We start from the raw sequence: 11,865 nt of genomic DNA, 5'->3' as shown, positions 1-11,865 counted from the left end.
CGGCCTGCTTGACCGGCCTCGCCCGGAGCTTACCGTGTTAGCCTGTTTCTTGCTGTGACGCCCGGCCGCGCCGGGCGATTTTGGGGAATTGACCAATCATGCTGCGCCTGATCGCCGCCAGCCTTGCGCTGGTCTTCGCCGCTGCGGCGGCCCACGCCTATGAACCCAAGCCGGCACAGGAGCTGCTCGCCCAGGACATCAGCTATGACGCCGCCATCCCCAAGCCCGAGGACATCACCGGCTTCGCCATCGGCGATGTGATCTGGACCCCGGCCATGCACGCCGAATACGCGCGCGCCATCGCCGGGCTGTCGGACCGCATGACCATCGAGACCATCGGGCGCAGCACGTTCGGGCGCCCGATCCAGCGCGTGGTGATCACCTCGCCAGCCAATCACGCCCGCATCGACGCCATCCGCGAGACCCAGCGCGGGCTCAAGCGCTCTGGCGCGTCTGCCGCGCCGGCTGATCACCCCGCCATCATCCAGACCACGTTCGGCGTCCACGGCTCGGAGCCGTCGAGCTATGATTCAGCGGCGCTTCTGCTCTATCACTTCGCCGCCGGCCAGGGCGAGGCGATGGACCGCCTGCTCGAAGAGACGGTCATTATCCTGGTCATCATGATCAATCCGGACGGCGCGGACCGCTTCGCCAACTGGACCAATATGCACCGCGCGCGCGTACCGGTGGCCGATCCCCAGACCCGCGAGCATTTCCACGAATGGCCCTGGGGGCGCACCAATCACTACTGGTTCGACCTCAACCGCCAATGGCTGCCGGTGATGCAGCCCGAAGCGCGCCTCCTGGTGCGCGCCAGCCATGAGTGGATGCCCAATATCGCCGCCGACATGCACGAGATGGGGCCGAACACGACCTATTTCTTCTCGCCCGGCCCGCTGGATGGCCTGCACCCGCTGCTCAGCCAGGATGCACTTCAGCTGAACCTGCGCATGAACCGCTTCCTGCGCGATCAGCTTGATGGCGAGGGCCAGCTCTATGTCAGCGAGGAATTGTTCGACGATTTCTATCTCGGCTACGGCTCGAGCTATCCCGGCCTGATCGGCTCGGTGCCCTATCTGTTCGAGCAATCGTCCACGCGCGGCATCGTGATGGACACCGATTTCGGGGTGCAGCGCTATGACGACAAGGTGGGCCAGCAGGCCCGCGCCCTGCTCGCCCTGATCCGCGCCGGCCAGCACTACCGCGCCGATCTGCACGCCCATATGCGCCAGTTCTTCAATGAGAGCCGGCGCCGGGCCCAGGCCGATCCGGTGACAGCCTGGGTGTTCACCTCCAATGACCGCGCGCGCCTGGCCGATTTCTTCGAGGTGCTGGATACCCATTCAATCGAGGTGCGCGAGCTGACCCAGACCCTGCGCCAGGATGGCCGCGTCTACCGGCCGGGCGAGGCCTTCATCGTGCCAGTGCGCCAGGACCAGTACCGCATCGTCCAGGGCATGTTCGAAAGCAAGATCGTTACAGACAACACCGAATTCTATGACGTGTCGGGCTGGACCCAGCCTCTGGCCTGGGGGCTGGAATATTCCGCCATACGCACCGGCCTGCTGGCGCCCAATCTCACCGGCGATCGCGTCACCGCGATCGAGCGCGCCGCGCCCGAACCGGCCCGCGCACGCGTGGCCTATGTAATGGCCTGGGACAGCTATTATGCGCCGCGCGCGCTCTACCGGCTGCAGGATGCAGGCGTCAGGGCGCAGGTCGTGCCTGACCCCATCACCGTCATCACCGATGAGGGCGAGGTGGAGGTGGGCCGCGGCGCCGTGGTGGTCCCCGTGGCGCGCCAGAGCGTTGATCCCGATGCGCTCCACGCCCTGATGGTGCGGGCCGCGCGCGAGGATTCGGTCACGGTGCACGCTGCGCGCTCCTCGCACACCCCGCGCGGGTCGGACCTGGGCGGATTTGCGCTCTCGGCGCTCACCAAACCCTCCATCCTTCTGGTCACGGGCCGCACGGTGAACGTCAATGAGGCGGGCGAGATCTGGCATATCCTGGACCGGGAAATGGCCATGCCGGTCAGCCAGATTGATGTCAGCGAGCTCTCCCGCGCCGATCTCAGCCGCTATAACCGCATCATCCTGCCCCATGGCGATTATTCCGCGCTGAACGAGTCCATGGTCAGCCGCCTCAATGAATGGGTGCGCTCGGGCGGGGTGTTGATCGCCACGCGTGGCGGCGCGCGCTGGGCGGTGAACCAGGAACTGAGCGGGGCGGAAATTTTCGAGCGCGACAGCCCGGACGAACGCCCGGCGCCGCGCGCCTACGAGGACATCAATGTGTGGGACGCTGAGGAAGCGGTCTCCGGCGCGATTTTCGCCACCGAGATCGACCTCACCCACCCGCTGGCCTTCGGCCTGCGCGAGCCGCGCCTGGCGGTGCAGCGCATTGGCGAGCACGCCTTCGCGCGCACCGGCAATCCCTTCGCCCTGCCCCTTCGCTATGCCGGGCCGGACCCGCTCATGTCGGGCTACGCCTCGCAAGGCAATCGCGAGGCTTTAGCCGGGATGGGCGTGGTGCACGCTGAGCGCCGCGGCTCGGGCGCGGTGATCCTGTTCGCCGACAATCCGGTGTTCCGCGCCTATTTCCGCGGCAGCTCGCGGGTGTTCATGAATGCGGTCACTTATGGCGAGGCGTTCCGCAATCCGCGCCGCCGCGAGGACCAGTAGCGGTCCTCACAGGCGTGCAGATAGGTCACAGCCCGCCCCGGAGCGCGCCTTGCCTCCGGGGCGCGCATTGACTTGAAAGGGGCTTTGCGTATGTTGCGGCGCACGAAACGAGCGCCCAGACGCGGCGCTGCGACTCGCCTCCGGACCGCCGGGGGCTGAACAGAGCGATCCGCTAACGTATGACTTTCGAAGACCTCGGGCTGAGCCCACAAGTGCTGTCGGCCCTCGCCGACGCCGGATATACCGCGCCCACCCCGATCCAGGCGGGGGCCATCCCCCACGCTCTGGCTGGACGCGACGTCCTGGGCATCGCCCAGACCGGCACGGGCAAGACCGCTTCCTTCACCCTGCCCATGATCGAGCGCCTGGCCCGCGGCCGGGCCCGCGCGCGCATGCCGCGCTCGCTGATCCTGTGCCCGACGCGCGAACTGGCCGACCAGGTGGCCGAGAATGTGCGCCTCTACGCCAAGAACCACAAGCTGACCATGGCGCTGCTGATCGGCGGCGTGGCCTTCGGTCCGCAAAAAGACATCCTGGACCGGGGCGCGGATATCCTGATCGCCACGCCGGGCCGGCTGCTGGATCATTTCGAGCGCGGCGGGCTGCTCCTGATGGGGGTGGAAATCCTCGTCATTGATGAAGCCGACCGCATGCTGGACATGGGCTTCATCCCCGATATCGAACGCATTGTGGGCATGCTGCCCCCGCGCCGCCAGACCCTGTTCTTCTCGGCCACCATGCCGGCCGAGATCCAGCGCCTGGTGAGCACCTTCCTGAACAATCCAGAGCGCGTGGAAGTGACCCGTCCGGCCCAGACCGCCGAGACCATCACCCAGTATCTGGTGCGCGTCAGCGACAACCAGCCCAAGACCAAGCGCGCCGCCCTGCGCGCCGCGATCAATCGCGAAGGCGTGAAGAACGGCATCATTTTCTGCAACCGCAAGCGCGATGTGGACATTGTGGCGCGCTCGCTGCAGCGCCACGGCTTTTCGGCCGCGCCGATCCATGGCGATCTCGACCAGTCGCTGCGCATGAAGACGCTGGCCCAGTTCAAATCCGGCGAGCTGCGCCTTCTGGTGGCGTCGGACGTGGCCGCGCGCGGGCTCGACATCCCGGCGGTAAGCCATGTGTTCAATATGGACATTCCGCGCAATGCCGACGATTACGTGCACCGCATCGGGCGTACGGGCCGCGCCGGCCTGACGGGCGAATCGGTGACCATCGTCACGCCCGAGGATCGCAAATCGCTGGCCAATGTGGCCAAGCTGATTGGGGGCGAGCCGAAAACACTGGAGCTGGACGGGACGGGTCAGGCGCCGTCTGCTCCCGCCAAATCCCAGGAAACCTCGGAAGCCGACGCGCCCGAGGCCGCCGCTAATGACAGCGCCGGAAACGACGCCCCGGCGCGCGAACGCGGCGAAGGCCGCTCACGCCGGCGCCGCGGCGGACGCGGCCGGTCGCGCGACCGCGCGCAAGGGGCAGGCCACGACAAGGCCCCGGCTCAAGCGCCGGTGGAAACCGTGCGCCCGGACAGCGCGCCGGCCCGGCCGCGTGAAGACCGTCCCACGCGTGGAGAGCGCGAGAGCGAAGACGCCGCGGTGGGCTTTGGCGATCACGTGCCCGAGTTCCTGCTGCGTCCGGCGATCTGAGACTCAGTCTGAAAATCAGCGTGCCGTTTACCCGATTTTACCTTTCGCGCCCTAGCCTCCTGTCAAAGCGCTACAGAAAGTGAGCGCGGCATACGGGGGACGACGGGCGTGAGCGGCAGGCTTCAGACATCCGAAGGCATCGATATTGCGCGCAAGGCGCTTGACCTTATGGCTGAGCGATCTGTGCCGCCAACGCCGCAGAACTACGCGCTCTTCACCCATTTTGCTTCCGATTCCAATCCGGGCCTGTGCGAGGAGTTGCGCAAGGCGCTGGACCAGGGCGGCCCGCTTGAATCGGCGTTTCTCGACGAGCTGTACGACCGCCACTTCACCTTCAAACGCATTCAGGACGCGGTGCTGGAAGTGGGCGGCGCCATGAGCCGTGAACTCGGCGCAGTGGTGAAAACCCTGGAAACGGCCGAGCGCGACACCGCCGCCTATGGTCAGGTCCTGGCCGGCGCCTCCGGCGAACTCCATCAGGCCACTGACGAGGCGTCCATCAAGCGCATGATCGAGGGCCTGGTGGCCGCCACAGCGCGCATGCAGCGCCGCTCGCGCGATCTGGAAAAGCGGCTTGTGGAAACCTCACAGGAGGTCAGCCTTCTCAAGACCAATCTGGAGAAGGTGCGCGAGGAATCCATGACCGACGCCCTCACCGGGGTGGCCAACCGCAAGCGCTTTGACGAAGCCATGCGCACAGCGCGCCGCGAGGCCGATCTCAAGAGCGTGCCGATGTCGCTGGTGCTGTGCGATATCGACCATTTCAAGCGCTTCAACGACACTTGGGGCCATCAGACAGGCGACCAGATCATCCGCTTCGTGGCCGCCTGCCTGTCGCGTTTCTCCAAGGATTACCACGTGGTGGCCCGCTATGGCGGAGAGGAATTCGCCGTCGTGCTGCCGCGCACCAGCCTGGATGAGGCGCGCGCCATCGCCGAGAAGGTGCGCTCCACAGTGGAAAGCAAGCGCCTCTTACGCAAGTCCACCAGCGAGGATCTGGGCAATATCACCGTCTCGCTGGGCGTGTCCCAGTATCGCGACGGGGAATCCATCGAGGCGCTGATCGAGCGCTGTGACACCAATCTCTACAAATCCAAGCAGACCGGCCGCAACCGCTATACCTGCGACGGCAGCCGCATGGACGGCGCGGCAGCGGCCTGAGCCTCTCTTTTTCTCATTTTCGCATCAGCGGCGGCGAAGTGCGCCAGCTGATCTGCATGCGCTTTCCTGAAAGCAGGGCGCTCCATGGCGCGCCCTGCATAGGCCCGGCACGCGGGAAAGTCCGCCAGCGCGTCAAAACGATCAGCGGTGCGCAACACATCCGACATGGCGATATCGGCGATCGAGAATGAACCAGCCAGCCATTGCCTGTCAGCGAGCACCGTATCCATGTGCTGCAACCGCTTTTGCAGGAAGCGCTCAAGCGACTCCCTGCCTGGCGAAACATTTGTGTCTTCTGCGAATTTGAAGATCAGCCAAGTCTGGCTCGCCATCTCGACCGAATTGAGCGCCGCGAACAGCCATTTGATCACATCGCTGCGCCCGCCTTCATCAGCCGGCATCAGAGCCGGACTGCGCTCGCCCAGATGCAGCAGAATGGCGCCGGTTTCAAAAATGGTCAGCTCACCATCGGTCAGCCATGGTATCTGGCCGAATGGCTGGTGTGCGAAGTGCGCCTCGCTGCGCTCATGGAACGGAACGCTTTCAACGCGATAGTCCAGCCCTGCCTCTTCCAGAGCCCACCGCACTCTCAGGTCCCGCACCAGACCGCGCGGAAACTCCGGTACCCAGTCATAAGTGGTCAGTGTGAACCTGGACATTGCGCGCTCCTGCCTGGACAAAACTGACATGAGTTGTGAAGCGAAGCCGGCAAGCGCGCAACCCGGGGCATCCGGCCACCTAGCCCGGTCCCAATTCCCGCTTTCAAACCGGTGCTATCGGGACCAGACTGGCCGGAAAGCACGGGATAGCGCTGATGGCTCGCACATATACGCTCAAGGGCGAAACCAATTTCCGCTGGCGCGGCGCCGAGGTCTCGCGGGTGGAGAACCTGTCAGACATCATCTTTGCGATGGTGCTCACACTGGCCGCCCTGCAGAGCATCCCCCAGACCTTTGGCGAACTGGCCGGGCTCTGGCGCGGGGCGCTGTCCATCGGCTTCTGCTTTGCGCTCATCCTGCTGATCTGGCGCACGCACCACATCTTTTTCCGGCGCTACGGGCTGGACGACGGCTGGGTCACCCTGCTCAACGCGCTCTTGCTCTTCCTGGTGCTGATCTACATCTATCCGCTTAAATTCATGACGGATTTCGTGGTGAATTACTTCACCGGAGCGTTCAGCGCAGATCATCAGATCGATGCGGTGCTGACCCTTGCGCAGGTGCCGTGGCTCTATGCGATCTATGGCGGGTTTTTCGGGGCTGTCTATACAGTGGTGGCCCTGCTCTACGCTCACGCCCTGCGCCGCGGAGACGCGCTGGAACTCACAGATACCGAGCGGAGCTGGACGCGCTTCGAGGTGGAGTTCGGTCTGGGAACGGCCGTGCTCAGCCTGATCGTGACCGCGCTGGCCTTCGCCCTGCCCGGCTTTATCGCGCCCTTCGCCGGGACTGCATTCGCCTTGATGGGGCTGATCGCCTGGGTCTGCTCTGCACGCGCCCAGGCGCGGCTGAACAAGCCCGCTCCTGAGATGCCCGCTCAAGCTCCCTGAGGCGGAGCGGTCTGGATGAAGCTGTCGCGGGCGAACCAGCGCTCGGCGAAACCGGCCAGTTCGGGATGGCGCTCACGCCAGCCATATTCGGCATAGCGCAGATCCATATAGCCCAGCGCCGCCGCCACCGAGAGCGCGCCCAGATCCACCGAGCGCTCGTACTGGGCGCGTTCGGCGGTCAGGGTCTCCAGCGTGCGCGCCACGGCCCGCTCCCAGCGTTCGGACCAGAAGGGCCAGCGCAGCTTGGCGTCGCGGCCCTGCTCGATGCGCCGTCCGATCACCAGATCAATCAGCCCGTCCGCCAGCGCCTGCTGGCGCAACACGGCAAACCGGCTCTCCCCGCGTGCGGGCACCCAGTTTTCTGCCGTCAGGCTGTCGAGATATTCGCAGATAAGCGGAGAATCCATCAGGGCCGGACCGCGCTCGCGCGCCAGCACCGGCACCTTGCCCAGCGGATTATGCGCCAGCAGGTCGGCGGGATCGTCCAGCGGCGCGCATTCCACGATCGAGACCTGATTTTCCAGGCTCTTTTCAATGATTAGCGCCCGGCATTTGCGCGCATACGGCGATGTCGGCGAAACATAGAGCTTCACGGCCTGCCCCCCGGAAATAAACCATACAGACTGCAAGGAGCCCTGAAAAACCAGCCGCATCAAGCCCCTGACGCAGGCGGTCAGGCGCCGAGACTGGCCTGGACCAGCGTCACGCTCTCCCCGCACCCGCACGCATCCGTCTCGTTGGGATTGCGGAACACGAATTTGGCGTGGAGCGGGGTCACTTCATAATCGAGCTGGCTGCCCAGAAGGAAAAGCAGGGATTTGGCGTCCACCACGATCTCCACGCCCTGATCCTCCACCCGCTCGTCCAGCGCATCGGGCTCGGCCACATAGTCCATGACATATTCCATGCCTGCGCAGCCGCCATTCTTCACGCCGACGCGCAAATAGCCCTTGTTCTCGCGCGCCATCAGCGCCTTGACGCGCTCGGCGGCGGCTTCGGTGAGGGTGACGGCCTTGGGACGGGGACGGGTCATGGCGAAGGCTCCAGTTCAGAGCATGTTGAGGGACAGGCGCGCTTCATCAGACATGCGCGCCGGCGTCCAGGGCGGATCAAAGGTCAGCGTGACATCGGCGCGCGTGACGCCCTCCACGCCCTCGCAGGCGTCCTTGACCCATCCGGGCATCTCGCCCGCCACCGGGCAGCCCGGCGCGGTGAGGGTCATCTCCACTTTCAGCACGCCTTCGGCTTCCAGATCGACCTGGTAAATGAGACCCAGCTCATAGATGTCGGCCGGAATCTCCGGGTCGTGAACGCTTTTGAGCGCCGCGATCACGTCATCGGTGATGCGCGCGATCTCCCCGGGAGGCAGATCGGGATCGTTTGACGTGGTGACCGCCTGGGCCGGCGCATCCACGCCGGGCGCTTCCGCCTGGGCGGTGAGATTGATAATGTCGCGCGGGGCGGCGGCGCCGGTATCCATGGTCATGGTCCTTAAATGAGGAAGCTGATCGCCTTGCGCAACGCCTCAAGGAAGGCGTCCACATCTTCGGCTGTGTTGTAGGCGGCGAAACTGGCGCGCACCGTGCCCGTCAGGCCATAGCGCTGCATCAGCGGATGGGCGCAGTGATGGCCCGCACGCACCGCCACGCCATACTTGTCCATAAGTTGGGCCAGATCATGGGGATGGGCGCCGTCCACCACGAAGGAGGCGATGGCGCCCTTGTCCGGCGTGCGCCCGATGATGGTAAGGCCGGGAATCTCCTTCAGCCCTGCTTCGGCGCGCTCCAGAAGCCCATGTTCATGTGCCGCCACTGCAGCGCGGTCCAGAGCGTTGACCCAGTCAATGGCCGCGCCCAGCCCGATGACATCGGCGATGGCGGGCGTGCCGGCCTCGAACTTGTGGGGCGGATCGGCATAGACCACGCCCGTCTCGCTCACCTCGGCGATCATCTCGCCCCCGCCCTGCCAGGGCGTCAGACGGTCCAGCCAGTCCCCGGCGGCGTAGAGCGCGCCCGCGCCATTGGGGCCGTAGAGCTTGTGGCCGGTGAAGACGTAGAAATCACACCCGATGGCGCTGACATCGAGGTCCGGCAGGTGCACCGCGGCCTGACTGCCGTCCAGAAGGATCGCCGCGCCATGGGCGTGGGCGATTTCGGTCAGACGCCGGGCCGGGTTCACCGTGCCCAGCACATTGGACATGTGAGCGACCGCTACAAGGCGCGTGCGCGGCGTGAACAAGGCCTCATAGGCGGCCAAGTCCAGGGCGCCGTCTTCGGTCACCGGAACCCATTTGATCACCACGCCCTGACGCTCGCGCAGAAAGTGCCAGGGCACGATATTGGAGTGGTGCTCCATCTGCGACAGGATGATTTCATCGCCCGGCTTCAGGCTGGCGGCGAAGCTGGCGGCCACCAGATTGATCGCCTCGGTGGCGCCGCGGGTGAACACGATCTGGCGTGCGCCCGCCGCGCCCAGAAACTTCGCGGTCTTGCTGCGCGCGCCCTCAAACGCCTCCGTCGCCTCATTGGCCAGCGTATGCAGGCCCCGGTGCACATTGGCGTAGGAATGCCGCCAGACATCGGCCACCGCTTCGATCACGGCCTCGGGCTTCTGAGCCGAGGCGGCGTTGTCGAGATAGACCAGCGGACAGTTATTGACCTGACGCGACAGGATCGGAAACTCGGCCCGCACCGCATAGGGGTCGAACAATGTTTCAGCATGCGCTGGCAGGGTCATGACACAGCCCCCAGGCTCGCGCGCAGGCGCGCCTTGAGACGCTCGCGCTCGGCTTCGTCGGCTACCGCATCCAGCGGCTCCATAAGAAAGCTCTCGGTCAGAAGCGCGCGCGCCCTGGCGTCGTCGAGCCCGCGCTGGCGCATGTAGAACAGGGCCGCGGCGTCCAGCGCGCCCAGCGCATTGCCATGGGCGCATACCACGTCGTCGGCGTAGATCTCCAGCTCCGGCTTGGCGTCGATCTCCGCGCCCTCGCCCAGCAGCAGCGCGCGGTGGTTCATCTGGGCATCGGTCTTCTGGGCCGGGCGCTCCACATGGATCTTGCCCTGGAACACCGCCCGGCCGCCCGGCGCCGCGGCGCTCTTGAACAGCTCGCGCGTGATCCCGTCCGGGCCCTCATGGCGCACGATGGTGGTCTGGTCCAGATGCAGGCCTGCGCCCACATGACAGGCGCCGTCCAGGGTCAGATGGGCGCCGCCGCCGGCATGGCGTACGCGGGTTTCCAGCCGGGCGAGCCTGGCGCCAAAACCCAGCGTGGTCTGATGCGCGCGGGCGCCTTGCGCCAGTTCCAGCTCACCCGTCAGCACGATCACGCCGTCCGGCGAGGCGTCCTGCTCGATCAGGCGGGTGAGGCGCGCGCCCGCGCCCACGCGGATCACTAGCGCGATATTGGCCAGCGCCCCGGGCGCCGCCTGATAGGTCTCGTGCAGGGCGGCCTCGGCGCCGTCCGGCACGATGACCTCGATCACCTTGTGACCCGCGCCAGCCTCGGCGCGGATATCCAGAGACAGGCGCTCGCCGGGCGCCAGCTCATACACTTCGCCCTGACCTAATGCGCCGGCCAGCCGCGCCATCAGGCGCTCGCCGTGCTCAGGTTCAGCCGTGCGGTCCGGCGAACGCGAGGCTGTGAGCGTCAGCGCGGGCGAAGCCGGATCAAACCGGGCGAGCGCGGTGCGCAGATCGCTCCATTTCCAGTCTTCCACCCGCCGGTGCGGCAGGCCACGCGCGCTCAGCTCGGCGCGAAGATCGCCCTCGGGCAGCGCCTCGGCGAGCGCTGCTTCAAAGGCGGAGAGCTTGACCAGCGCGTTCATCAGGCCGCCTCGCCCGCGTATTTGTCATAGCCCTCGGCTTCGAGCTTATGGGCGAGCTCCGGCCCGCCCGACTCCACGATGCGCCCACCGGCCATGACATGGACCACGTCGGGTTTGAGATGGTCGAGCAGGCGCTGATAGTGGGTGATCACCAGCATGCCGCGCTCAGGATTGCGCAGGGCGTTGACGCCCTCGGCCACCACTTTGAGCGCGTCGATATCGAGCCCGGAATCGGTCTCGTCGAGAATGAGAAAGCGTGGCGCCAGCATCAGCGCCTGGAAAATCTCCATGCGCTTCTTCTCGCCGCCGGAGAAGCCCACATTCACCGGGCGCTTCAACATATCGTTGGAAATACCAAGTTTTGCTGCGTTTTCACGCGCCAGCTTCATGAAGTCCGGGGCGCTGATCTCCGCCTCGCCGCGCGCACGCCGCTGGGCGTTGGCGGCTTCCTTGAGGAAGGTCAGCGTCGGCACGCCGGGTATTTCCACCGGATACTGAAACGACAGGAACAGGCCGCGTGCGGCGCGCTCTTCGGGCTCCAGCTCGCCGATATCCTCGCCCTCGAAGCGGATCGCGCCGTCGGTCGTCTCATAGCCCTCATGGCCGGCCAGCACATAGGAGAGCGTGGATTTACCGCACCCGTTCGGCCCCATGACAGCGTGCACCTCGCCCGCAGGCACGGTCAGATCCACACCCTTCAGGATCGCCAGATCCGCGCCCTCTTCCGGGTTCACGCGGGCATGGAGGTTTTTGATTTCAAGCATGTTTCATTCCGTCAAAAGCTGCGTGAAAACCGGCGACCCTTTGCTCCCCCGCTTGCGGGGTAGGTGTCCCAGACTTGACCCGGACGGAGGGGGGAAGCGCCGCCATCACCCTTCTCCTCTTTCAGCGTCATACTCCGCGTTTTCCCGGCGAAAGCCGGGACCCAGAATCGCCGCTTGCCCTGGGCCCCGGCTTTCGCCGGGGAAACGCAAGGAAGAGCGTGAGGGGCGCGATGA

At 65.7% G+C, this 11,865-nt stretch carries 11 protein-coding genes; 4 read left to right on the top strand and 7 right to left on the bottom strand.

Features of this window, described 5'->3' with window-relative positions; genetic code table 11:
• Nucleotides 1–98 precede the first annotated feature (98 nt).
• The 3 genes from F1654_RS00140 (at nucleotide 99) to F1654_RS00130 (ending at nucleotide 5,494) form a co-directional block, all read left to right on the top strand.
• Nucleotides 99–2,684, top strand: a complete 2,586-nt coding sequence (locus F1654_RS00140; RefSeq protein ID WP_150021490.1) for a M14 family zinc carboxypeptidase — start codon at nucleotides 99–101, stop codon at nucleotides 2,682–2,684.
• 179 nt (nucleotides 2,685–2,863) lie between these two features.
• Nucleotides 2,864–4,333, top strand: coding sequence for a DEAD/DEAH box helicase (locus tag F1654_RS00135; RefSeq protein WP_150021489.1), 1,470 nt, complete (start codon nucleotides 2,864–2,866; stop codon nucleotides 4,331–4,333).
• A 108-nt stretch (nucleotides 4,334–4,441) separates the two neighbouring features.
• Complete coding sequence (locus F1654_RS00130) at nucleotides 4,442–5,494, top strand: GGDEF domain-containing protein (protein WP_150021488.1); 1,053 nt, start codon at nucleotides 4,442–4,444, stop codon at nucleotides 5,492–5,494.
• Here F1654_RS00130 and F1654_RS00125 read toward each other — a convergent pair.
• The gene (locus F1654_RS00125; protein WP_150021487.1) at nucleotides 5,449–6,153 is read right to left on the bottom strand and encodes a glutathione S-transferase family protein; all 705 of its coding nucleotides are present in this window, start codon (nucleotides 6,151–6,153) and stop codon (nucleotides 5,449–5,451) included. The genes F1654_RS00130 and F1654_RS00125 overlap by 46 nt on opposite strands.
• A 155-nt stretch (nucleotides 6,154–6,308) precedes the next feature.
• On the opposite strand from F1654_RS00125, the gene F1654_RS00120 reads away from it, so the two are divergent.
• On the top strand, nucleotides 6,309–7,043 hold the full coding sequence (locus tag F1654_RS00120) for a TMEM175 family protein (protein WP_150021486.1): 735 nt from the start codon (nucleotides 6,309–6,311) through the stop codon (nucleotides 7,041–7,043).
• Here F1654_RS00120 and F1654_RS00115 read toward each other — a convergent pair.
• The 6 genes from F1654_RS00115 to sufC form a co-directional block, all read right to left on the bottom strand.
• On the bottom strand, nucleotides 7,031–7,636 hold the full coding sequence (locus tag F1654_RS00115) for a glutathione S-transferase N-terminal domain-containing protein (protein WP_150021485.1): 606 nt from the start codon (nucleotides 7,634–7,636) through the stop codon (nucleotides 7,031–7,033). The genes F1654_RS00120 and F1654_RS00115 overlap by 13 nt on opposite strands.
• An 80-nt stretch (nucleotides 7,637–7,716) precedes the next feature.
• The gene (locus tag F1654_RS00110; RefSeq protein ID WP_150021484.1) at nucleotides 7,717–8,076 is read right to left on the bottom strand and encodes a HesB/IscA family protein; all 360 of its coding nucleotides are present in this window, start codon (nucleotides 8,074–8,076) and stop codon (nucleotides 7,717–7,719) included.
• 15 nt (nucleotides 8,077–8,091) lie between these two features.
• Nucleotides 8,092–8,523, bottom strand: a complete 432-nt coding sequence (locus tag F1654_RS00105; protein ID WP_150021483.1) for an SUF system Fe-S cluster assembly protein — start codon at nucleotides 8,521–8,523, stop codon at nucleotides 8,092–8,094.
• An 11-nt stretch (nucleotides 8,524–8,534) separates the two neighbouring features.
• Nucleotides 8,535–9,779, bottom strand: a complete 1,245-nt coding sequence (locus F1654_RS00100; RefSeq protein ID WP_150021482.1) for a cysteine desulfurase — start codon at nucleotides 9,777–9,779, stop codon at nucleotides 8,535–8,537.
• Entirely contained in the window at nucleotides 9,776–10,867 is a 1,092-nt protein-coding gene (locus F1654_RS00095; RefSeq protein ID WP_150021481.1) for a SufD family Fe-S cluster assembly protein, read from the bottom strand. The genes F1654_RS00100 and F1654_RS00095 overlap by 4 nt, the downstream gene beginning before the upstream one ends.
• A complete protein-coding gene (sufC, locus tag F1654_RS00090) occupies nucleotides 10,867–11,631 on the bottom strand; it encodes a Fe-S cluster assembly ATPase SufC (protein WP_150021480.1) in 765 nt (254 codons plus the stop codon). The genes F1654_RS00095 and sufC overlap by 1 nt, the downstream gene beginning before the upstream one ends.
• Nucleotides 11,632–11,865 lie beyond the last annotated feature (234 nt).

This window comes from Alkalicaulis satelles (assembly GCF_008630495.1).
Classification (GTDB): Bacteria; Pseudomonadota; Alphaproteobacteria; order Caulobacterales; family Maricaulaceae; genus Oceanicaulis; species Oceanicaulis satelles.
The sequence above is the reverse complement of the archived record's forward strand: the minus strand, read 5'-3'. Positions and strand labels throughout refer to the sequence as shown.